Source organism: Dokdonella sp., from assembly GCF_035703485.1.
Lineage (GTDB): Bacteria > Pseudomonadota > Gammaproteobacteria > Xanthomonadales > Rhodanobacteraceae > Dokdonella.
In genome coordinates this window covers 1-21,008 of sequence record NZ_DASSYD010000193.1, presented here as the reverse complement: position 1 = coordinate 21,008, position 21,008 = coordinate 1, and the positions used below count along the sequence as shown (strand labels likewise).

18 protein-coding genes are annotated in these 21,008 nt (G+C 59.6%); 7 read left to right on the top strand and 11 right to left on the bottom strand.

Features of this window, described 5'->3' with window-relative positions; translation table 11 throughout:
* Positions 1 to 251 precede the first annotated feature (251 nt).
* Complete coding sequence (locus VFN25_RS14730; protein WP_325143230.1) at positions 252 to 2,300, bottom strand: transglycosylase SLT domain-containing protein; 2,049 nt, start codon at positions 2,298 to 2,300, stop codon at positions 252 to 254.
* 297 nt (positions 2,301 to 2,597) lie between these two features.
* Here VFN25_RS14730 and VFN25_RS14725 point away from each other — a divergent pair, with 297 nt between their 5' ends.
* The gene (locus tag VFN25_RS14725; protein ID WP_325143228.1) at positions 2,598 to 5,468 is read left to right on the top strand and encodes a TonB-dependent receptor; all 2,871 of its coding nucleotides are present in this window, start codon (positions 2,598 to 2,600) and stop codon (positions 5,466 to 5,468) included.
* 225 nt (positions 5,469 to 5,693) lie between these two features.
* On the opposite strand, the gene VFN25_RS14720 is transcribed toward VFN25_RS14725, so the two are convergent.
* The gene (locus tag VFN25_RS14720; protein ID WP_325143226.1) at positions 5,694 to 6,506 is read right to left on the bottom strand and encodes a hypothetical protein; all 813 of its coding nucleotides are present in this window, start codon (positions 6,504 to 6,506) and stop codon (positions 5,694 to 5,696) included.
* Positions 6,507 to 6,762: 256 nt separating this feature from the next.
* Between VFN25_RS14720 and VFN25_RS14715 the strand changes: the two genes are divergently transcribed.
* The 3 genes from VFN25_RS14715 (at position 6,763) to VFN25_RS14705 (ending at position 8,529) form a co-directional block, all read left to right on the top strand.
* The gene (locus VFN25_RS14715) at positions 6,763 to 7,176 is read left to right on the top strand and encodes a hypothetical protein (protein WP_325143224.1); all 414 of its coding nucleotides are present in this window, start codon (positions 6,763 to 6,765) and stop codon (positions 7,174 to 7,176) included.
* A gap of 50 nt (positions 7,177 to 7,226) precedes the next feature.
* The gene (locus VFN25_RS14710) at positions 7,227 to 7,565 is read left to right on the top strand and encodes a TraR/DksA family transcriptional regulator (protein ID WP_325143222.1); all 339 of its coding nucleotides are present in this window, start codon (positions 7,227 to 7,229) and stop codon (positions 7,563 to 7,565) included.
* Positions 7,566 to 7,671: 106 nt separating this feature from the next.
* Positions 7,672 to 8,529: an alpha/beta hydrolase gene (locus VFN25_RS14705; RefSeq protein ID WP_325143220.1), complete on the top strand. Its 858-nt coding sequence runs from the start codon at positions 7,672 to 7,674 to the stop codon at positions 8,527 to 8,529.
* An 80-nt stretch (positions 8,530 to 8,609) separates the two neighbouring features.
* Here VFN25_RS14705 and VFN25_RS14700 read toward each other — a convergent pair whose 3' ends face one another.
* The 6 genes from VFN25_RS14700 to VFN25_RS14675 all read right to left on the bottom strand — a co-directional run bounded on the left by VFN25_RS14700 (position 8,610) and on the right by VFN25_RS14675 (position 14,885).
* Complete coding sequence (locus tag VFN25_RS14700) at positions 8,610 to 9,497, bottom strand: rhodanese-like domain-containing protein (RefSeq protein ID WP_325143218.1); 888 nt, start codon at positions 9,495 to 9,497, stop codon at positions 8,610 to 8,612.
* A 5-nt stretch (positions 9,498 to 9,502) separates the two neighbouring features.
* Positions 9,503 to 10,831: a hypothetical protein gene (locus tag VFN25_RS14695; RefSeq protein ID WP_325143216.1), complete on the bottom strand. Its 1,329-nt coding sequence runs from the start codon at positions 10,829 to 10,831 to the stop codon at positions 9,503 to 9,505.
* Between the two features lie 161 nt (positions 10,832 to 10,992).
* Positions 10,993 to 13,305, bottom strand: a complete 2,313-nt coding sequence (locus VFN25_RS14690; protein ID WP_325143214.1) for an aminotransferase class III-fold pyridoxal phosphate-dependent enzyme — start codon at positions 13,303 to 13,305, stop codon at positions 10,993 to 10,995.
* Positions 13,306 to 13,425: 120 nt separating this feature from the next.
* Positions 13,426 to 13,851 carry a VOC family protein gene (locus VFN25_RS14685; protein ID WP_325143212.1) on the bottom strand — a complete coding sequence of 142 codons (426 nt, stop codon included), beginning with the start codon at positions 13,849 to 13,851 and terminating at the stop codon, positions 13,426 to 13,428.
* Positions 13,852 to 13,853: 2 nt separating this feature from the next.
* Entirely contained in the window at positions 13,854 to 14,672 is an 819-nt protein-coding gene (locus VFN25_RS14680) for an MBL fold metallo-hydrolase (protein ID WP_325143211.1), read from the bottom strand.
* A 6-nt stretch (positions 14,673 to 14,678) separates the two neighbouring features.
* Entirely contained in the window at positions 14,679 to 14,885 is a 207-nt protein-coding gene (locus VFN25_RS14675; RefSeq protein ID WP_325143209.1) for a hypothetical protein, read from the bottom strand.
* Between the two features lie 132 nt (positions 14,886 to 15,017).
* On the opposite strand from VFN25_RS14675, the gene VFN25_RS14670 reads away from it, so the two are divergent.
* The gene (locus VFN25_RS14670) at positions 15,018 to 15,914 is read left to right on the top strand and encodes an alpha/beta hydrolase (protein ID WP_325143207.1); all 897 of its coding nucleotides are present in this window, start codon (positions 15,018 to 15,020) and stop codon (positions 15,912 to 15,914) included.
* Positions 15,915 to 16,114: 200 nt separating this feature from the next.
* On the opposite strand, the gene VFN25_RS14665 is transcribed toward VFN25_RS14670, so the two are convergent.
* Both VFN25_RS14665 and VFN25_RS14660 read right to left on the bottom strand, forming a co-directional pair.
* Entirely contained in the window at positions 16,115 to 16,504 is a 390-nt protein-coding gene (locus VFN25_RS14665; RefSeq protein ID WP_325143205.1) for a nuclear transport factor 2 family protein, read from the bottom strand.
* A 75-nt stretch (positions 16,505 to 16,579) separates the two neighbouring features.
* Positions 16,580 to 17,179, bottom strand: coding sequence for a DUF1453 domain-containing protein (locus VFN25_RS14660; protein ID WP_325143203.1), 600 nt, complete (start codon positions 17,177 to 17,179; stop codon positions 16,580 to 16,582).
* Between the two features lie 259 nt (positions 17,180 to 17,438).
* Between VFN25_RS14660 and VFN25_RS14655 the strand changes: the two genes are divergently transcribed.
* On the top strand, positions 17,439 to 19,343 hold the full coding sequence (locus VFN25_RS14655; RefSeq protein ID WP_325143201.1) for a DUF2207 domain-containing protein: 1,905 nt from the start codon (positions 17,439 to 17,441) through the stop codon (positions 19,341 to 19,343).
* 18 nt (positions 19,344 to 19,361) lie between these two features.
* On the opposite strand, the gene VFN25_RS14650 is transcribed toward VFN25_RS14655, so the two are convergent.
* Positions 19,362 to 19,913 (bottom strand): DUF924 family protein, encoded by a 552-nt coding sequence (locus tag VFN25_RS14650; protein ID WP_325143199.1) that lies wholly within the window; start codon positions 19,911 to 19,913, stop codon positions 19,362 to 19,364.
* A 206-nt stretch (positions 19,914 to 20,119) separates the two neighbouring features.
* Between VFN25_RS14650 and VFN25_RS14645 the strand changes: the two genes are divergently transcribed.
* The coding region (locus VFN25_RS14645) for an NAD-dependent epimerase/dehydratase family protein (protein ID WP_325143197.1) at positions 20,120 to 21,008 on the top strand (889 nt) is incomplete at its 3' end.

Below are 21,008 nucleotides of genomic sequence, written 5' to 3'. Positions count from 1 at the left end.
GCTCGGGAGGACACCCGGTACGTTTCTGAAGGCTTCATTCAGTAAAACGGCAGTCGCAGCCAGCGCGGGACGCACCCCCGGGCCACATATCATCACTACGAAGACGGCCAACATAACGTGTGAAATGTGGGCTCTAGCTCTGATCGATCCGATGTTGACCATTGAACTGTCCGTTTCCCCGATTCCTGAACGGGTGAATATAAAGCTCGAAATACAACGAAGCAAGATTCCATTGCGTCGCAACGCGTAAATTATTCCTCCAAAGACTTCAGGAATCGGTCGCTGGTGGATACGCCATCTTTGACGGAGGATTTGCAAACGACCGCCTTTCTCTGCGCATCATCCTTCGGCGCCTTGTACGCTTGACCCACCTTGGGCATGCGAGTGGCCAGTGGAATTACCTTGTCGTTGAGTCGCCAGTCGTAGAGGACGCTGAAGGCGAGGACGCGGGCGACGTATTCGCGGGTTTCCTTGTACGGGATGGTCTCGATGAAGAAATCCGGTTCCATCGTGCCGCGTGCGTCAAGCCAGCGGCCTACCGGCGAGCCGCCGGCGTTGTAGGCGGCACTGGCCAGCCACGGACTCCCCGAGTACTTGTTCGCCATCTGGCCAAGAAACAGGGTGCCGAGCTTGATGTTCAAGGCCGGGTCGAAAAGGTCGCTGGGCTTGCTATAGGGCAGCTTGGCGCCCTGGGCCACCTTCTTCGCCACACCGGGCAGCAATTGCATGAGCCCGTAGGCATCGGCATGTGAGCGCACATCGCTCATCCAGGCGCTCTCGGCGCGGATGATCGCGTAGGCCCAGGCGGGGTCCACACCGGCTTCGCGCGATGCGCGGATCACGCGGGATTTCTGCGCCAGCGGAAAGCGTTGCTCATAGAAGCTCATCGTTTGCGGCGATGAGGAGAACTGAAAGATCGCGCGATCAAACCAGTCGTTGCGGTAGGCGTAGTCGGCGGCAAGCCGCTTTTGCTGTGGATCGAACTTGCGCAGGGCGAAATTCCATTCGCGGCGGGCCTGGGGAAGATCGCCAAGCGCGTAAAACTCGAGTGCGCGGGCAAGATCAGGTTGATTGGCAATGTGTTGTTCGGCGGCCTTGTCTTCAACCACCGTGGTCGCACAGATCTGATAGGGCGCATTGATCCAGTCGGCGGCGAGAAAGCCGTGGAAATTGGCTTCTGTGGCGACGTCGGCGAATACCGCGTCGGCTTCGGCCTTGCGATCGAGTTTGCTGAGCATGCGTGCGCGCAGGTAGCGCCAGCGGGCATCGGCCTTTTGCTCGTCGCTCATCACATTGAGTGCGGAAAGGGTTTCGCTCCAGTCGCCGCTGGCCAGGGCGACGCGCACGCGCCACTCGCGCGAGGCGTCATTTTCGGCATCCTTTGGCAGCGCCTTCAGCCGGGCCAGCGCATCGGATTCGTAACTGGTCGCCCGATAGACGGCTATGGCATTGAGCACACGATTCTTCTGCTCGGGGTCCCACTTGAAGCGGTCACCGAGGTCGGCCCACAGGGTTTCGGCGCCGCGACTGTTTTTGCGCGCGTAGCGAAACATGCCAAGTGATACCGCGTCGCGGTTTCGCGGCGTGTCTGGCCATTGTCCGGCCTTGGCCAACACGCCGGCCGGATCGCGAACGGCGCTGGCGATGCGGTTGGCGGCTGCCTTGTCGGCACCGTCGAGCAGGTTGGCGATGCTCGATGCCGTGCCCGGATTGGCTGCAAGCGCGGCTGCCTCAATGCGCTTCCAGACATTGGCATCGGTCAACTGACCGTTGCTTCGCGCCCAGGCAAACAGCGGATCGCAGGTTGACGATGTCGGCCGCGGTTGCATCCACAAGTCGGCGATGTCACGGGTGTAGTCGGGCTTTTCACCGGCGGCAATGCGCGCGCGCTGCCAGGCACATTGCAGATCATCGGCGCGACTGCCGGTCCATAGTTTGCGGAATCCGTTCCAGTCCTGCTTTTTCGCCAGATCACGCAAGGTCGATTCACGCAGGCGCTCGGCAACCAGAGTATCCGGCCAGAGCTTGATGAAGGCCTGGACCTGGGCGATCGAGGGCTTGGCGTTGCGACGTTCGAGCAGGGCCAGATCGATATAGGGCCTCAAGGGATAGCCATCGAGATTGACCACCTCGCGCTTCCACGCGTCGGCTTTGCCGTGCTCGATGGCATCGAGTGCGTTGCGGTAGTGCTGGCGCTGTTCGGCGCGATCCGGATGGGCTGCAGCAAGTAGCGGTGACAGGGAAGCCGCGACGCAAAGGGCGGCGCAGCGGACGAACAGGACACGGATTCTATTGGGCATGTCGCCAGTGTATCGCGACACAGCGGATGAACCCATGAACGTGCGCTGGCCGGTGTCGTTCAGGTTTTTACCCTGCACTGAGTGCCCGAGACGCCGCGAGCAGGAAAAAAGCAGGCTCTGCAAATCATTGATTTTGCAGGCGATAGAAACTGCTACAAGAAATTTCTTCGAAATGAGACAAACACCGCTGGCGCTTTTCTAACGTTTTATTTACATTGCCTGTCCTCAGGCACCGCGCACCCCCGAATGCAGTGCCTTTTGTGTGGTCTGCTCGCCCATTCCAATGGAGACTTGTCTATGAATACCCGTATTGGCGCCCTGAGTGGTGCCGTTCAACTGGTTCTCGCCGCCGGCTTGATCTCAGCACCCGGCGCGGTCGTATTGGCACAGCAGGATCGCGGTGATGACGCACAACAGCTGGAGGCCATCCAGGTCACCGGCTCGCGCATCAAGAAGGCCGATGTCGAAGGTCAGACGCCAGTGCAGGTCATTACCGCCGCGGACATCGAAGCGACGGGCCTTGGCTCGATCGGTGACGTGATCCAGCGTCTCTCGGTCAGTGGCTCCTCGCTCAATACCAAATTCAACTCGGCTGGCAATTTCGGCTTCAGCCCGGATGGTTCCGGCGTGGGATCAGGCTCAACCACGGTCTCGTTGCGCAACCTCGGTGCCAAGCGCACCTTGATCCTCGTCGATGGCTTGCGCTGGGTCAGCGAATCTTCGGCCTCCGGCGTATCTGCTGCGGTCGATCTCAACACGATTCCGGCCAGCGCGGTGGATCGCATCGAGATCCTGACCGACGGTGCCTCGTCGCTGTACGGTTCCGATGCAATTGCCGGCGTAGTCAACATCATCACCAAGAAGAAGCAGGATGGTGGCGCGGCGCGTCTGTATGTCGGCGACTACTCGACCGGCGATGGCAAGACCCAGCAAGGCAACATCTCGCTCGGCGGCAGTGCCGAAAAGTTCGATTTTTTCGTCGATCTGAGCTACTACGACCAAAAGCGCATCAGCGCGAACGATTGGGAGCAATCGCGCTTTCCGACGCCGGGAATCAATGGCGCAGTCAACCCGAACAGCTGGAGTTCGGCGACTCCGAATGGTCGCCAGGTATTCGCTCCGGCAGACCCGAGCGAAACCTATGGCGGTCTTTGTCCCGTGGATCCTGACTCTGGCGCCTCGTTCTGCAACCTTTCCGGAGACGGTGCGGGCGGCTTTCGCCCGTGGACAAATGCCGAACGCTTCAATTATTCGCCGTTCAACCTGTTGCTTACGCCGTCCAAGCGCACCGGTCTGTTCGCTCAGGGCACCTACCGCATTACCGACCACGTCAGCTGGAATCTGAAAGGCACCTATACCAAGCGCGAATCGGTCAACCAGGCCGCACCCGAACCGATCTTCCTCGGTTCCGAAGCCGGCAGCGGTGGCCTTGCCGATACCATTGGCATTGATGCCAGCAATCCCTACAACCCGTTCGGAACGATCAGTCCGGAGGGCTCCTTCATCACCCGCCGTCCGCTTGAAGGTGGGCCGCGCATCTTCCGCCAGAATGTCGACACAAGCTACTTCTCGACCGGTCTGAACGGCGATTTCAGTGCCGGTGATCGTCAGTTCTTCTGGGATGTGAACTTTGTCAGCGCCGAAAACAAGGCCACGCAGACGGTCAACGGCACCTACAACATCGCGCATATCCAGCGCGCGCTCGGCCCGGTTGCCGATTGCACGGCGCCTTGCGTCCCGCTCGACTTGTTCGGCGGTCCGGGCTCGATTACCCAGGACATGCTCGACTACATTCTGTTTGTCGAAAATGATCGCAGTCGCCAGAAGTTGACCAACTGGACTGCGAACATCTCCGGCGACCTGTTCGATATGCCGGCCGGTCCACTTGCCTTCGCCGGTGGCTATGAACACCGCAAGCAAAGCGGTTCATACACGCCCGATTCCATCGTCACCGCGGGCGAGTCGAACGGCGTGCCATCCGGCCCGACCAGTGGCGAGTATTCAGTCAACGAGTTCTATCTCGAACTCAATGCGCCCCTGCTCGCCGACCTGAGTTTTGCCAAGCGTCTGGATCTCAGCGTCGCTTCGCGTTTCTCGGACTATTCGAACTTCGGCAACACGACCAACAACAAGGTTGGCCTGCGCTGGCAGCTCAATGACGACCTGACCCTGCGCAGCACCTGGGCCGAAGGTTTCCGCGCACCGTCGATCGGCGAGCTGTTTGGCACCTTCGCCCGCTTCGATGCGCAGATCCAGGATCCCTGCAATGGCGCGACCGGCCAGCAAGGTGACAACTGCGCGGCGCTGGGTGTGCCGAATCCGGCAAGCTTCGAGCAGGCCAATTCACAAATCTCGGTGGTCACCGGCGGCAATGCCAACCTCAAGCCCGAAACCTCGAAGAGTCTGACCGTCGGCGGCGTCTACAGCCCGAGCTGGGGCGCCAACACCGACTGGTCGCAAAAGCTCGATTTCGAAGTGACCTACTACAACATCCGGATCAAGGACGCGATCCAGGCCTCCGATGCGCAGACCCAGCTCGACCGTTGCGTGGCAACGCTCGATCCGATTTTCTGCGGCGGCATCAGTCGCTCTTCGGGCGGCAATATCAACGGTTTTGACAACACCTTGTTCAATCTTGGCAAGGTCAACACCAAGGGTATCGACTTCGGCATCAGCTGGCTGGGCAACGAGACCGGCATCGGAATCTTCGGGGCCAGCCTGTCGGCGACCAAGGTCACCAGTTACGAAGCCATCGCAACCGACTCCGGGCTCGCCGAACCACGTGTGGTTGGGGTTGAAGTCAACGACAGTGCGATCCCCGACTGGCGTGCAACGGCTCGCCTGACCTGGGCCATTGGCGACGTCAATCTGAGCTGGTCGGCACGCTACATTTCAGACCTGACCGAGTCCTGCGACACCGTCGCCGGCTTCGACAACTGCAGCAACGCTGCAGCTGGCACCAACCACCTCGGTGCAACGACGTTCCACGATCTTCGTGCAAGCTGGAAATTGCCGACCACCATGAACTTCGTCATCGCCGGTGGCATCAACAACATCACTGACAAGACGCCGCCGATTTGCCAGAGCTGCTCGCTCAACGGCTACGACGCATCGACCTACGATCTGCCGGGTCGTTACAGCTACGTCGAGGCCAGCGTCAAGTTCTGATTGCAGAGCGCATCGCAAACGCTTCGGGGCCGCCTTGTGCGGCCCCTTTTTTTGCCATGGCAGCCTTTCGGAGCAGGTTTGATCGGCGTACAAACCCATCTGCGCATCACCGCCTTTTTGCCTGTGGTGCACGACCGGCATGCAAATCGTCGAAGACCACCCGATAGGCTGGGCTCATTGGAGCCTCAATGCCGAATGCAGGTCTTCCGCACAACAAAACAAGGGTCAAAACGCCAGGGTCACTCCGGCGGTCGGTCCCTTGAAGCTCAAATCGAATCCGAGGGTATCGTTTGACCGGTTTCGATTGGCATCGATGCGGAACCAGTCGTAGCCTGCATTGACACCAAAGTTGTTGGTGAAGCGGTATTCGACCAGCGCATTCGCGCGGCTGATGTCGCCGCTGTATTTGTCGAAATTTCCCCAGCGTGTGCTGAGATACTGGGCCTGGAGCGTGAATCCCCATCGGCGATCTTCGCTCATCGTCGACAGGCGTGCGCCGATCATCGGTGCCGCACCATTCAGGCTCTCGCTGCTGTCAAGGTGAACCAGTTCGTCGTCAAGCCGCACGCTACCTTCGAGATTGGCCCAGGCCGCGCCGATCTGCACGCCGACACTCACCGTGGGCGTCTGTATCAATGCGAAGTCATAGACGAGATTGCCGAGGTCGAACCTGGTTTTTGTTTCGATTGTCGTGCCCGCGGGCAAGACGACGCCGCCACCGACGTCAATTTCATCATCGAACACATAGCGATCATCGTTGTCGTAACTGAAGTAGTTGAACAGCAGGCGATTGCGTTCGCTGAAACGAAAGACTCCCTCGACACGCGGAACGATATGCTTGTCAAAGCCGAGAGCGCCGCTGGAATAGTTGTAGGCGTCGCCCGAGAAATCGACGGCACCATTGATGTGGGTGTCGCCATCGACCTGAATCGCGCCCAGGCGCAGGACAAACTGGTCATCGTCGGCGCGAACCGGGAAAGCCACGAGGATACCGAGGGTGAGAACTGACATCGAGGCGACGAAAGGCAAACGGATCATTTGAATTGCTCCAGCAAGATTGGGTGTTTCGGATCACGAAAAGAGACAGCCTCGATTTCACCATGCAATCGACATGCAAGCCATGAATACCGTGGCTTGCCGACATCCCGGCCACTGGCCGACAGGGTAGCCGCAAACCAAACCGGTTTGAGGGCAACGTCTTCCGAAGGAACAAACATCGGTATCAGAGGCACCGCTTGCCCGACCAGTCCGGACCTGGCGGTGGCCACATCGCGTCGTTTGCGGCATTGCAACAATGCGCTGGAGAGCAGACGTTGTATTGTTACGGGGTATTTTGATCAGGGGGTTTTCCATGTTCGTTTCAACTGTTTTCATTGCCGCGGCGGTCCTCTCCTCATCCCGCTTTGGTCCCAACGATATGGTGTTGGTGGAAAAGGAGGGTTCGGGAGCGCGCATTACCGCGTATGGCGACGCTCAGGTCGTCAAGCTCAACGCGCTGGATTTCGAGGTGGAAGACTGCCTGGAAGTCCTCAACGATGGGTTGAATCCAGGCCGCTGCCTGTTTTCCGAAGGGGGTTTGATCACGTTGAAGCGTGATCCGAACGGCACCCGTTTCATCTTTCAGGGCGAGAGCCCGACGAACATCGTCGAGTTTGTCGTCTATCCACCGGAACGCAAGCGAGCTGCCAAGGCCTTGGCAAATCCCTGATTCGCGGTGATTTCGGCGACCCGTCCACCCGCACACGCCCCTGTACGCCGATGAAGCCTGGCGAGATTGACGCGTTTCGACGTCGCCTGCTTGAACAGCAAGCAGATCTCGATGCCATGGCCGAAGCCGGTGAAGACGCCGCTCGGCCTGTCGAGCTCGACCAGTCACGCATGGGCCGCCTGTCACGCATCGATGCCCTGCAGGGCCAACAGATGGCGCAAGAGATCGAGCGCCGCCGCCAGCAGCGGCTGCTCGCCATCAAGGGCGCCTTGCAGCGCATCGAATCCGGTGATTTCGGCAGCTGCTTTGTCTGCGACGAGGACATCGATTTGCGACGGCTTGCTGCCAACCCGGTGATCACGCGATGTATTGGCTGCGTATCCACCTGATTGATGCGCGCATTCGAGGGCGCCGCTTCTGCAATGGTCATTGATCCGTCGTCTTTTTGCAGATTCGCGCTACAGTTGGCCCATCCCCAAACTGGTAACTGCATTGATGAACTGCCTCTCGCGGATGCTCATTTCCGGATTCCTGATCGTTCTATTCGCTCTGCTTGCAATCAACCCGGCGATCGCTGCCGACGAAGAGATGCCGGCGCATCTGACCCTGCGCATCCCATCGAAACTGTTGTCGGAAACGCGTGTGATCAATGTTTATGTGCCACCCGAATACGATGGCAAGGCGGCAGATCGCTATCCGGTCTTGTATATGCTTGATGGTGGTGAGAAGGAGGACTTTTCGCATCTTTCGATCACCCTCGATGCGCTGATCAAGCACAAGACGATTCCGCCAATGCTGCTGGTCGGAATCGAAAACACCGAACGTCGCCGTGATTTGACCGGTCCGACAACGGTCGCCAGCGATCTCGAGATCGCGCCGGTTGTCGGTGAATCCGCGAGCTTTCGTGAATTCATCGAGAAGGAACTCAAACCGCAGATCGCGATGTTCTATAACGTCAACAGCCATTCGGCGATCATCGGCGAATCGTTGGCCGGCCTGTTCGTGATCGAAACGCTGTTCCTGAAACCGGATCTGTTCGACACCTACATCGCGTTCGATCCAAGTCTGTGGTGGAACGCCGAACAATGGTGGCGTGAATCGAGTACCCGTCTCGATGGCTCGGTCGACATCCATGCGCGGCTGTTCTTCGCATCCTCTGCGGACACAGCCATCTCTTCCACCCACCTGGCTGATGCGCTGTGCCGGAATCGGTTGCCGAATTTCCACTGGAGCTTTTCCGAGCACCCCAAGCTCCGTCACGACAACATCTTCCGCAGCCTCGAAAAGGAAACGCTGATCCAGGCATTTTCGGGTGCGCCGATGGCCGAATCGGATTGCTCCGGGAAAGAGTAGGTGATCGTCCCGGCGCCGAGCTGGTCAGAACGCCGGGACGAAGGCAGGATTCGGGCGCTTTCGAGCACATTCCCGCCAACTCAGTTCGAGTAGCCGTTCTGGCTTGCCGTCGGCAAGCCGGCTGCCTTCCAGGCCTCGATGCCGCCGCGATACCAGAGCACATTGGTATAACCCATATTGATCGCGCGCAAGGCGGCGTTGTATGACATCCAGCAATGCGGATTCAGGCAGTACATGACCACGGGTTTGGCCTTGTTGCCCGCGGTGACCTTTTGCAGGTACTGAGCAAAATTCTGCTGCACCTGATCATTGAAGGCTCCCGGTTCGGCGGCGGGCGTGGCGAAGGTGGCAGTCGGTAGTGTTTCCGCACCGCCAAGTATGTCGAACACGGCCATCCCTTGCGGATTGCGGGTCATGTTCATGGCCAGCTCCTGAGTGCTGATCACTTTTCCTCCCGGGATGCTGGTCGGCGTCGGACCATGCGGCGCGCCGTCATGCAACCGTGAAATCGGCTGTACACCGAAATCCTGATTCTCCATTTGCGCGGCGGCGGCGAAATTCGGTGGTCGGACGTTTGCCGGCTGGCCTTGTGCTTGCTGAGCATAGCCTTGCCCGCTGGTTGGCGGCGGCGGATAGCCCTGACCTTGCTGCAGTTGCTGGCCTTGCTGCGGATATCCCTGCTGCTGCGCTTGCTGCGGGTAGCCCGATTGTTGCGGGTATCCTTGCTGCTGCTGTTGCTGCTGCTGCGGGTAGCCTTGCTGCAGCTGATTTCCTTGCGGTTGTTGTGGATAGCCCTGACCCTGTTGTGGTGGATAGCCTTGTTGCTGTTGTTGCGGATAGTGCTGCTGTTGTTGCTGTTGGTATCCCTGTTGCTGGCTATTGCTCTGCGCATCATTGAAGCTGTCCTGCGCGAACGTCGGCGTCGCGAGCAAGAGCAGAAGAATAGTCAATCCGGATTTCGTCATCATGTTGTTCATTCCTGCACCTTGAGTTTTTGGCCGAACTGGCCGGCATCCTTGTAGGGTTGGAAGTTGGCGTCATCGGTCAGCACATAGGTGCCATCGTCGAGTCGCCAGGCGTTCTTGTAGTTGTAGGAAAGTTGCACGGCACCGGTGCTGCTCTGCGGGTCATCGTAGGTTTCGACTTCGTTGATCATCTCGCCCGTTTCACGAGTCTGTTTGTCCCAGAGTTCGTTTTTGTATTTCCAGGATTCCATCTGCATGTCACTGATTTCCGAGCTGGTCCTGGCGTTCAGTGCAAGGCGCTGACGCGCACCATCAGCATTGATCCTGGAAATGTTGCGGTAGGTGTCATTGGTGTTTTTCGCAAGCGCCGAATTGTGATTGTTGATCTTCGCCAGCCAATCGGCGCCTGGCTGGATTGCCTTGCGCATGGTTTCATCGGCCTTGAAATCCAGCTGACCATTCGGCGCGTAAGCCGCAAAGCCCGTCAGGGTCTGGCCGCTCAGGGTCTGCATCTCGCCGCCGTTGATGCCAGACATCCTGCTCAGATTGAAGAAGGCGACGACTGCTGCGGTTTCCCGGATTTCCACGCCACGTGCGTTGCTGTATCCGATCAGGATCTCGCCCGCCTCGACCCAGCTCCGAAGCTCACCACTGCCGATCGGGATGACGCTGTTGAGCTGCTGGTAGGGTTTGGCCAGATCCTCGCGTGGACGAAAATCGATGACCCGGGCGCCGGGTCGCGCTCGCCTGACCAGATCCTGCAGGAACTCCCTGACCGAACTGATCTGCGCAGTCGGGCAGCTCATCCCGCTGATCGGGAAATTGCTCCAGGTCCATTGCTGACCCGGAAACAGGGCAATGCCCTGATTGCCATCGGCTGAGCTTGCCGACCAGTTGAATTTGTAGCCATTGCCGCACGCACTGGGGGACCAGACCACGCCACCCTGGGCCTGCCAGCCGACCGGAATCATTGCGGTTGCGGCGACCATGGTCCGCTCGAAGCCCTGCCGATCGAGGATCTCGACGCGCTGCATATGCATCGCGTTACCCGGCAAGCTGACTCGGGATGGGTTGACGCGATTTGCCGACAAACCGGCGTTGCCGCTGTTGTCAGCCGACCGTTGCGCAGCGCCTTGCATTGGCATCGTCGAATAGGCGGCAGGCATCGACTGGGCGAGCATGGGACGCTGGTCTGGCGCATCTGTCGCGAGCATTTCCCCGCTGTCCGAGCAGGCGCCAAGCAGGATCGACAGCGTCACGATCAGGCTGGCTGTGGGGAGTCGGCCGACGCCGATCTTGTTCGTAGCTTTGGTTGCGACGAGTCGTTGCTCAAACATCCTGATTCCTCGGCACAGACGGCCAACGTCTGCTTGCTCTTCCTATGCGGGAAAAGCGCGGAAACCGGATCAGGTTTTCGTGAATCGGCTTGCCAAATGCTCCGCTCGGTAGCGAATTGTCGAATGCATCACATCGGCAATGGAATGCAGATCACAACTTGCTAAGAAATGTCGGCCAGGGCTTCGTCGAGTCGAGTCAGAAATTGCTCGGCCGCCGCGCTGTCGAAACTCATCGGCGGGCGAATCTTCAGCACGTTGTTTTCTGGCCCTTCGAGGCCGACCAGCACGCGCTTTTCGCGCAGTCGATTCATCAGTCGCCTGGCTTCGACCGTGGCTGCATCGCGGCGCGCGCGATCCCGGACGAGATCAACGCCGAGGAACAATCCGAAGCCGCGCACATCGCCGATGATGGCGTGGCGCTGTGCAAGCTCGGCGAGACCGGTCAGCAGTTGCTCACCGGTTTTCAGCGCCCTGGCCTGCAGGTTTTCGTCATTCATCACATCGAGCACCGCGGCACCGGCTGCACAAGCCGCACTCGAACCGCCGAACGTCGCAAAGAACTCCGGCCCTCGGGCAAAGGCATCGGCAATCGGTCGGGTCATGGCGACCGCGGCAAGCGGAAATCCGTTGCCTAGCGGTTTGCCCCAGACGACGACATCGGGCATGCATTCCTGCTGCTCGAAACCGCAGAACCAATGGCCGAGGCGTCCGAGCCCGGTCTGCACATCATCGGCAATACAGATGCCACCCGCGGCGCGGACCATCGCGTAGACCGTGTTGAGGTAACCCGGCGGCAGCACGATCTGGCCGCCGACGCTGGGCAGACATTCGCAAATGAAACCGGCAGGTTTGCGTCCCTTGCGCTCGATGTTGCCAAGAATTTTACGGAATTCATCGATGTATTTTTCCGCCGCACCCGCGCCGCGATGGATGCCGCGATAGACGTCGGGCTGGGCCACAACATGGACCCAATCCGGCGCAGCATTCAGGCTCTTCGCGTGGCCGAATTTGTATGGGCTGATATCCATCGCCCCGGTCGTGTTGCCGTGATAGCAGTGATCCATCACCAGCATGTCGCGCGCGCCGGTCGCGGCACGGGCAAGCCGCAGGGCCAGTTCATTGGCTTCACTGGCCGAGCTGAGAAACACGATCTTGCTCAGATGGGCAGGCAGCCGTGCCAGCATGCGTTCGGCATAGTCGAGGTGGACTTCCTGCAGATAGCGGGTATTCGTGTTGATCGTCGCCATCTGCCTGGTGACGGCATCGACCACATGCGGATGGGCATGACCGACATGCGGCACGTTGTTGTACACATCGAGATACTCGACCCCATCTGCATCGTGGAGAAAATGTTTGCGGCCGCTGACGATGTGCAGGGGATCTTCGTAGAACAACGACTGGTTGCCGAGCGCAACGATGCGCCGACGCGCCAGCAGGCTGGTCTTGGTCGCTCGCGGGGATGGCTCGACTTCCCTCATGCAGGCAGCACGAATCGCCGCTTCGAAGGCCTCGTCACCGATCGCATCGAGATAATCGAGCAGGCGCCAGGCCGGTGCTTCGCTGACCGCCAGATAGCGGTTGTGCGGATTTTCCGCGCGCTGGATCGCTGCATTGGCTACCGTGATCGCGAGTCGTACTTTGACCAGCGGCGCAAGCAAGGCCGCTTCCTCGTTCGATAGCGGAAAGGCCTGATGATAGGCCCGGGCGAGAGCCACGCCGCGCGCCAGCGGATCGGCTGGCCCCATCATCGCGTAGGCCAGCGCAATCGCCGGTTCACATACCCGGGGACTGCGGATCATGTCGCCGAAGTCGACAAGCCCACTCGCCTCCAGTTGATCGCCCTTGCCCGAAACGAACACGTTCATGTCGTTGGCGTCGTTGTAGATCGCATGCCGTGGCAGGGCATCGAGACGCGGCTTCAGCTCCCGCACGAAGCGCGCGCTGATCTGCTTGATGTGCGCCCGACGTGTCGGTTCGCTGATTGAGTCGAGATGTTGTGAAATCCAGCCGGCCTGGCGCAGATCCCATTTCAGTACGCGATCGAGCAGCGGGTGATCGAAGGATTCGAGCACACGATCGAGGCGACCGAGCAAATTGCCGATCGAGGCAGCGAGCGGTGGTGTCCACGCTTCAAGTTCCGCCATCAACGTTCCTGGCAGAAACGAAAGCAGCCAACCGACGCGCTGATCTCCGCCGCCGTCGGCAAGCATGACCATCGGCGCACCTGCTTTCGTGCAGATCACTTCGGGGACGATGCCGGCGAGTTCTGATCTGCCGACATGCTGCAGTGCCGCGATCTGCATTTCGACGAATGGCACATCACAATCCGCACGCATCAGCTTGAATACGAAACGCCTGCTCGCCGCCTTGATGACAAAATTGAGATCGTATTCGCCCGGCAAACGGCGGATGTCGCCTTCGAGGCCATAGGCATCATTCAATGTGTTGCGAATGGCTTGTTCGATTGCAGTCACACCGGAACTCCACGGCATAGGAAGGGTTTCAGCGAAGCGGACGTGAAACCGAGCGGGTGATTCGAAGCGGGGTCGACATGACGCTCAGGCATTGCTGGCCTGTGACTTTCCATTCGGCACTCAGGTCGCAAACAACTGACCTTCAATGTCAGCGAATGATTTGAATTCGAGGGCATTGCCCGATGGGTCGAGCAGGAACATCGTCGCTTGTTCACCGGGCTGGCCAACGAAGCGCAAATGCGGTTCGATCACGAACGATGTAGCCACCGCACGCAGGCGCTCGGCCAGTGAATTCCATTCCGGCCTGTCCAGCACCACGCCAAAGTGCGGCACCGGAACCGCATGGCCGTCAACCGCATTGCTGCCTGCTGATGACGTTGCCCTTGTACCTTCAACGACATGACAAACCAACTGATGACCGTACAGATTGAAGTCCACCCACTGCGCGGAGCTGCGTCCTTCGGGACACGCCAACACGCCGCCGTAGAACGCGCGTGCAGCGGCCAGATCGTGAACCGGGATGGCTAGGTGGAAGGGGTTGGGCATGCTCAATCCAGCTTGCGGGATTCACCCGGATCAGTGAACAAGTCGCCGCCCGCACGCTCACGCCATGCGTCGCCATGTCCGATCGCGGCGGCAGGAACATGGATGCCGATGATCTGATCGGCATTCAGATAGGTGTCGATAATGGATTTGCCCGCTGCGCTATCGAAGAACCAGTAAGGCGGAAACGCCGCCGTGGCATGGCGTGCTGCGAAATGGGCGGCATGCTTCTCGAAATCGGCAAGCCTTGTATCTGCATCTCCGAGATGAAGCACGGTCGTGTCCTTGTCCAGAGTTACCCGCCACGACAGATTCTGGATGCTCGCTCGCGACTTGCCGCCCGCGTGTGGAATGGCGACCACTTCGATCTGCAGGCCGTTGATGTCGAAGCTTTTCGGCGCGTCATCGGGGCCAAGATCGACGCTGACGATGCGCTTCAACAAGGGATCCTCCTTGCCGACTTCCTCGACCAGTGCGTCGAAAGTCTGCGTGGAACCAAACAGCTTGACCTTGCGATGAGCGCGCAGGAATGCGACTGCATGCGACGCGGTGAAATGATCGCCATGGACATGCGAAACGAAAACGGCATCGATTCCGTCATAGGGCGGCGTGCCCTTGAGCAAGGCCGACCTGATCGAATCGGGAACCAGCGAATAGGTGCCATAGCTGTCGGCATAGAACGCGTCGAAGACAACCTTGGTCTTGCCGCGGGCGACGAGGACGCCCTCGTTGCCGAGGTAGCTTGCGCTGGCGCTGATGTCATGGGCGCTGGCTGCGCCACATGTGGCGAGAAACAGTATTGCAAGAATCAATCGAATGCGCATCGCAAATCAGTCTCTGAAGAAAAAGAGCAAGCCACACAATCCCAGACCAATCGCGTAGAGCAACCAGGTACGCTCGACGAAGTACGGATAGACCATCAAGGCAACGCCGATTCCGGCGGCACGCCAGTAGGCTTGTTTGCTCGCCCAGCGGAACACAGCGAAGCCGGTTACGCTGAAGATGATCAGAGCAAAGAGATTGGCAGGTGTTGGCATGTCGCGATCATCGCACAGGATGGATGTGCACGAAACGCGTGGAAAACAGGATTGTGACCCGGCCATCCAGGGACAAATCCGCGATCGGCCGACACGCCATAATGGGTTTCGCAAGCGCAGGAATCCTCATCAATGACCGCATCAATCCAGACCGATCAGTTCGCCCATCTTGCAAACGGAATCCGGCTGCACTATGCGAGCGCGGGCGAGCGCGGCAAACCATTGATCCTGTTTGCGCATGGCTTTCCGGAGTTCTGCTACGCGTGGGAGGCCCAGCTGCGCGAGTTCGGTGCGGATCATTTCGCGGTTGCGCCGGATCTGCGCGGCTTCAATCGCTCGGACATGCCGCACGAGGTTTCCGCGTACAAGGCCCGGCATCTTGTCGATGACTTGCGCTTGCTCGCAGCCGATCTCGGCTACGAACGATTTGTCCTGGTTGCGCACGATTGGGGCGGTGCCGTGGCCTGGAGTCTGGCGATCGCGCTGCCGCAATTGCTCGAAAAGCTGATCATCATCAACTCACCGCATCCCTGGCTATTTCTGCAGGCGCTGCGTGATGAGCCGGCACAACAACAATCCAGCCAGTACATGAACTGGCTGCGCCGCGAGGGCTCCGAGCAAGCGTTGATGGAGAACGACTTCACCTTGCTCGAGGGCTTTTTTCGCAACCTCGGAACGACCACGCCAGCGTGGTACACCGATGAGGTGCGCAAGCGCTATCACGAATGCTGGCGCCGTGGACTGCACGGTGCGGTCAATTACTATCGCGCCTCGCCACTGCATCCGCCGACCGACACCGAGCCTGGACCGCTGTCGCTGAAGGTGGATCCCGAGGAGATGCGCGTTCGCGTATCGACGCGGGTGATCTGGGGCGAGAACGACCACGCGTTGCCGAAGCATCTGCTCGATGGCCTGGAACAATGGGTCGACGATCTGCAGATCGTGCGCATCGCCGAAGGCACGCACTGGCTTGTGCATGAACAGCCGGATCGGATCAATCGCCTGATCCGCGGATTTCTCGAAACCTGATCCGAATCGCGCTTACCTAGTCCGTTCGTCCTGAGCCTGTCGAAAGATGAACTCACGTCGCGGGAGGGCTGGGACGAGCTTCCGCTCATCGTTCGACAAGCTCACCACGAACACAAGTGGAGGTAGCTGAGGACAGGCTCGGCTCTCCACGAACGGAAGTTGCTGATACTTCCTCCAACGCAAGAAACCTGATCCCTGTCTCAGCGGTGCGCCTGAAGCAGCTGTCCCATCTTCGCGTGGATCAGATTGATCGCCTTGAGCGGTCGCAACATGACCTTGAACTCGATGATGCGGCCGTCGTCGTTCCAGCGAATCATGTCGACACCGTTGATCTCGATGTCATCGATGCTGAGATTGAATTCGAGCACGGCATCACGCGCGCCGCTGACTTCGCGCACATAGCGAAACGTCTCATTGCCGAAAACCTGCAAAGCCGCTTGCAGATACATGGCGGTGATCGGCTTGCCGATCTGCGCGGTGTGCACGACCGGCGAATGGAAGACAACCTCATCGGCGAGCAGAAGATCCAGCTTCTCTGCTGATTTCGATTCGACCAGTTCATGCCAGGCCCTCAGCGTGTTGATCGGCATCGCATTCTCTCCATTTTGTGTGTGCGCGAATCCGCGTTGATCGGCTGCAGCGGTTGGACGCTGGCACGTGTCGATTCAGGACAGTCCGGAATTTCGCGAATCATTGGCAAGAGTCGTGGCCGAATCGCCTTGCGCTGCAGGCATGGGCGCACCCGGCGCAGGCAACGGCGTGTTCGCCGACCAGCGCAACAAGCCGATGGCATAGGTAATGTAATAGCCAATCAAGGTGGCAAAGATGAGCAGCGTCAGCGGACTGCGGGTGAAAGCGTCCGGCGGCGCGGCCGCTGCATCTCCCATCATCTGCAGGTGCAAAAAGCGATAAGCCAGACGACCGACGAAGAGCAAGGACAAGGCGATGCCGAGATGGGCGTTGGGCGTGTAGAAATGGCCGGCCTCGGTCACCTCGAACTGAGTCAGGCGCAATCCGTAGGCGCCAAGCAAGCTGCCGATCACCGCACCTGCGCAGAGGCCGATGGCGCTCGGCGGATTCGCGATTGACGCCAATAGCAGCAGGACCAGCACGATCGGGAATACGACCACGCTGATCAGCTGCCGTCGACGTTTCAGCGACTGACGCCCGATCACACGACGAATTCGCGCATAAACGCGCCAGAGCACCAGGGCGATCACGCCGATCGAGGCAAACAGGGAAGGATGAACAACGGCGGGCTGCATGATCGGTCTCCACTGCGGGGACAGCGAGTATGCCTCGGCGTGGTGTTGCTGGCGACCGGGTTTGCGCCCGGCTGGAATCTCCGTTTGATCACCACGATGGGTCTTGGCACAAGGCTACGGTCGAGGCGACTCGTTGCCCCGCCCGTCGTGATCGAGTGCATCGGCTGAATCCCTGGTTCTGCTACGCTTTCGACCACTTGCAGAAGTCACTGATCCACGCCAACGCCTTGATGGCACTGACTATGGGAACAGACTCGTGATGCGCCGATTGATCGTCCGGGTTGTTGCGATTTGCGCGGGCTTGCTGATGTTCGGTGCCAGCGCCGAAGAAACCATTCTCGCCTACCACAGTGATATCGCCATTGCCGCCGATGCGACGATGACGGTCAGGGAAACCATCACCGTGCGCGCCGAACGGGACAAGATCCGTCGTGGCGTGTATCGAGATTTCCCGACGACTTATCGTGATCCGCTGGGCCAGCGCTACGTCACCGGCTTCGATTTCATCAGCGCGCAGCGTGATGGTCGGACCGAACCCTGGCGCAGCGAATCGCTTTCCAATGGCGTGCGGATTTACCTCGGCAATGAGAATGTCCTGCTCAAGCCGGGCGAATACACCTATGTGCTCGAATACCGCACGTCCCGGCAACTCGGATTCTTTGACGATCACGACGAATTGTTCTGGAACGTCACCGGCAACGGCTGGGCCTTTCCGATTGCCAGCGCCAGTGCCAGCATCCACCTGCCGACCCCGGTTGCGCAGAATTCACTGAAAGCCTACGGCTATACCGGAGCGCAGGGTTCGACGGCGGCCAATCTCGATTCCAGCGTAACTGCAGACGGCGCCAGCTACCGTTCGACCGTCGAACTGAAGCCGGGTGAAGGACTCAGCGTCGTCCTTGAATTCCCCAAGGGAATCGTTGCCAAACCGACTTCGGAACAGAAGCTGAAATGGCTGCTTGCGGACAATCTGCAATTGCTCATCGGCACCGCCGGTTTGATCCTGATCTGGATCTACTACGTGCTGACCTGGAGGCGTTACGGGCGGGATCCCGCGCGCGGTGTGGTGATTCCAATCTACGAGCCACCGCAGGGTTTTTCGCCCGCTTCGTTGCGCTATATCCGGCGCATGGGCTACGACGCATCCTGCTTCGCGGCGGCTGTGCTCGGCCTGGCCGCAAAGGGGGCGTTGAGCATCAGGGAGGAGAACGGCGTCACCACGCTCAAGCAAACCGGAAAGCACGTCGACTTCGCCGCCGGCGAAGCGGCACTGATGACGAAACTGTTCGCCGGCGGTGATTCGATCACACTGAAGCGAAGTTCCTCAACGGCACGGCGGATGAATTCGGCGAAGTCCGCGCACAAGGCCGCACTCGCCGCCGACTATGAGAAAAAGTATTTCTTCACCCACGGGCGCAAACTCATTCCGGGTCTGATCATGTCCATTGGCGTTCTGTTAGCCGCGGCGATCGCTGTGCCCGGCGATGCCAAATTCGTCGTCTTGTTCATGTGTGTCTGGCTGAGTCTGTGGAGCTTCGGCGTGTACGCCCTCGTATCGAGTGCGATCAGCGCCTGGAGCGCGGGACGCGGTCTCATTTCGAAGATGGGTGCGCTCATGCTCTGGGCGTTCGCAATGCCTTTCATCCTGGGCGAAATCGCCGGCATCGTGGCCCTGGCGATGGCCGCCGGAGTCGGGCTGCTAGTCATCTTTGTCGCCGTCATCGGCACCAACATCGCGTTCATGCACTGGATGAAGGCACCGACCCAGGATGGGGCGAAGCTGCTCGACCGTATCGAAGGCTTTCGCTGGTACCTCGGCGTTGCCGAGAAGCAGGAGCTCGATTCACGCTATCGTCCCGAGGATCATCCGGAGCAGTTCAGCGCGTTGCTGCCCTACGCGTTTGCGCTCGATGTCGAGCAGGCGTGGGCGAAGCGCTTCGCCGATGCATTGCCCGCCGACCAGCTCGCCGAAGTGCAGCCTGCCTGGTATCACGGCAGCAGCGCAATGGGTGCCGCAGGCCTTGCCTCCTTCACCAGTGGACTGACCTCGGGTTTGAGCAATTCGATCTCCTCTGCCTCGACCGCACCGGGCTCGACATCCTCGGGCGGTTCGAGTGGCTCGTCTGGCGGCGGCGGGGGTGGCGGTGGCGGCGGCGGTTGGTAGAGGTAGCCGTTTGTCGACTCAGAAACTCGACCCCGGTTGCTTCAGGAATTCCAGCTCCTGCGCCGTCGATTCACGACCGAGAATGACGTTTCGATGCGGATAGCGACCAAATCGGTCGATGATGACCTTGTGCCGCATCTCGAACTCGTAGGTATTCTTCGTCGCATGTTCCCGGAACAGCGGCTCGGCAAACGCATGGATCAGCCTCGATTCGCTGTGCATGAAAGGCATGTAGAGGAAATTCCGCTGCGCCGGGGTCAGCGCCTGGTCGGCACCTGTATTGATCGCTTCCTGAGCGAGTGCCAGAGCCAGCGGATCGCTGGCAAACGCCTGCGCCGTGCCGCGAAACATGTTGCGTGAAAACTGATCAAGAACAATGATCTCGGCCAATCGACCCTGCGGGTTCTTGCGCCAGGAGAACGATTTGCAGCAATTTACCTGCGCGTGGATCCCGGAAAAGCGTTCGACGATCAATTGATCGAACGCCGGATCGGCCTTCCACCATTGCGCCGAGTCGATCTCATCGAACCAGAAATGGAGAATGTCGTCCGGGGAGTTGGGAGGGTCCATGCAAATCCTGCGTCGTCAATATTGATTGGATGCCCGCGGCGAGAACAGACCGCTGCCGTGGGTCTGGGTCAGCACACGGGAAACCTAAGCCGAATGGATCTCAGACACAAGCTGCCGCGCCCGATCGGCAACATGGCCGGCTACAACCCGGTTCCGGCTTTCGCGGAAGTCGTGCGACGATGCTCAAGTGATTTCCCGGTGATCCGATGACAAACGCTGCTTCGACATCACGCGCAATTCTGGTCGTCGGCGGCCAGGGCTTTCTCGGCGGCTATATCGTCGCCGCCCTGCGCGCGCGCGGCTGGCGCGTTGTTTGCGCTGTCCGTCCTCGAAGCGCATCGCCTGACGATGGCGACACGCGCAGCGTCGACCTGTCGAAAATGCAGGCAGCTGAAAGTTGGCGCGAGATACTTGATGGTATTGATGGCGTGGTCAATGTCGCCGGCATTCTGCGCGAGGTTGGCAAGGATACATTTGAAGCCATCCATGTGGGCGCGCCTGCGGCGCTGGCTAAGGCCTGCGTCGAAACGGGCATTCGCAACTTTGTTCAAATATCCGCGCTTGGACAAATCGATGATGGTGAGTTCATTGCCTCAAAGTATCGGTTTGATGCGCTTATGCTGCAATTGGCAGCGAACGCAACGGTGCTCAGGCCCTCGGTGGTCTATGCGACGACAGGATCCTATGGCGGTACTTCGCTGCTGCGCGCGCTCGCCGGCTTTCCCGGATTTTCTCCGCTGCCCGCTGATGGTCGATGGCTGCTCCAGCCCGTTGCGGCGGAAGATCTTGGCGAACTCGTCGCGATCGCGATCGAACGAAACCTGCGCGGCATCTACGAGGTCGGTGGCCCCGACGTGATCAGTCTGCGCGACTATCAGGCCGCCTGGCGACGCTGGATGCGCATCGTCGGCACACGCTTCCTGCAGGTGCCGGAAGCGCTCGTCAACCTCCAGGTCTGGATCGGCGAACGTCTGGGTCGGGGACCGACTGGCGAAACGATGTGGCGGATGCTGCGGCGAAACAACGTTCTGCCAACCGGGGCCAAAACGCGGTTGCAGGAAGATTTCGGATTCGTGCCGCGAGCGCTCGATCAGG

What these genes read in the sequence shown, in the direction of transcription:
- VFN25_RS14720 (WP_325143226.1), bottom strand. Translation starts at nt 6,506, where the DNA reads ATGATCCGTTTGCCTTTCGTCGCCTCGATGTCAGTTCTCACCCTCGGT.
- VFN25_RS14730 (WP_325143230.1), bottom strand. Translation starts at nt 2,300, where the DNA reads ATGCCCAATAGAATCCGTGTCCTGTTCGTCCGCTGCGCCGCCCTTTGC.
- VFN25_RS14695 (WP_325143216.1), bottom strand. Translation starts at nt 10,831, where the DNA reads ATGTTTGAGCAACGACTCGTCGCAACCAAAGCTACGAACAAGATCGGC.
- VFN25_RS14665 (WP_325143205.1), bottom strand. Translation starts at nt 16,504, where the DNA reads ATGCCGATCAACACGCTGAGGGCCTGGCATGAACTGGTCGAATCGAAA.
- VFN25_RS14650 (WP_325143199.1), bottom strand. Translation starts at nt 19,913, where the DNA reads ATGGACCCTCCCAACTCCCCGGACGACATTCTCCATTTCTGGTTCGAT.
- VFN25_RS14680 (WP_325143211.1), bottom strand. Translation starts at nt 14,672, where the DNA reads ATGCGCATTCGATTGATTCTTGCAATACTGTTTCTCGCCACATGTGGC.
- VFN25_RS14685 (WP_325143212.1), bottom strand. Translation starts at nt 13,851, where the DNA reads ATGCCCAACCCCTTCCACCTAGCCATCCCGGTTCACGATCTGGCCGCT.
- VFN25_RS14710 (WP_325143222.1), top strand. Translation starts at nt 7,227, where the DNA reads ATGAAGCCTGGCGAGATTGACGCGTTTCGACGTCGCCTGCTTGAACAG.
- VFN25_RS14670 (WP_325143207.1), top strand. Translation starts at nt 15,018, where the DNA reads ATGACCGCATCAATCCAGACCGATCAGTTCGCCCATCTTGCAAACGGA.
- VFN25_RS14655 (WP_325143201.1), top strand. Translation starts at nt 17,439, where the DNA reads ATGCGCCGATTGATCGTCCGGGTTGTTGCGATTTGCGCGGGCTTGCTG.
- VFN25_RS14675 (WP_325143209.1), bottom strand. Translation starts at nt 14,885, where the DNA reads ATGCCAACACCTGCCAATCTCTTTGCTCTGATCATCTTCAGCGTAACC.
- VFN25_RS14715 (WP_325143224.1), top strand. Translation starts at nt 6,763, where the DNA reads ATGCGCTGGAGAGCAGACGTTGTATTGTTACGGGGTATTTTGATCAGG.
- VFN25_RS14660 (WP_325143203.1), bottom strand. Translation starts at nt 17,179, where the DNA reads ATGCAGCCCGCCGTTGTTCATCCTTCCCTGTTTGCCTCGATCGGCGTG.
- VFN25_RS14725 (WP_325143228.1), top strand. Translation starts at nt 2,598, where the DNA reads ATGAATACCCGTATTGGCGCCCTGAGTGGTGCCGTTCAACTGGTTCTC.
- VFN25_RS14705 (WP_325143220.1), top strand. Translation starts at nt 7,672, where the DNA reads ATGAACTGCCTCTCGCGGATGCTCATTTCCGGATTCCTGATCGTTCTA.
- VFN25_RS14700 (WP_325143218.1), bottom strand. Translation starts at nt 9,497, where the DNA reads ATGATGACGAAATCCGGATTGACTATTCTTCTGCTCTTGCTCGCGACG.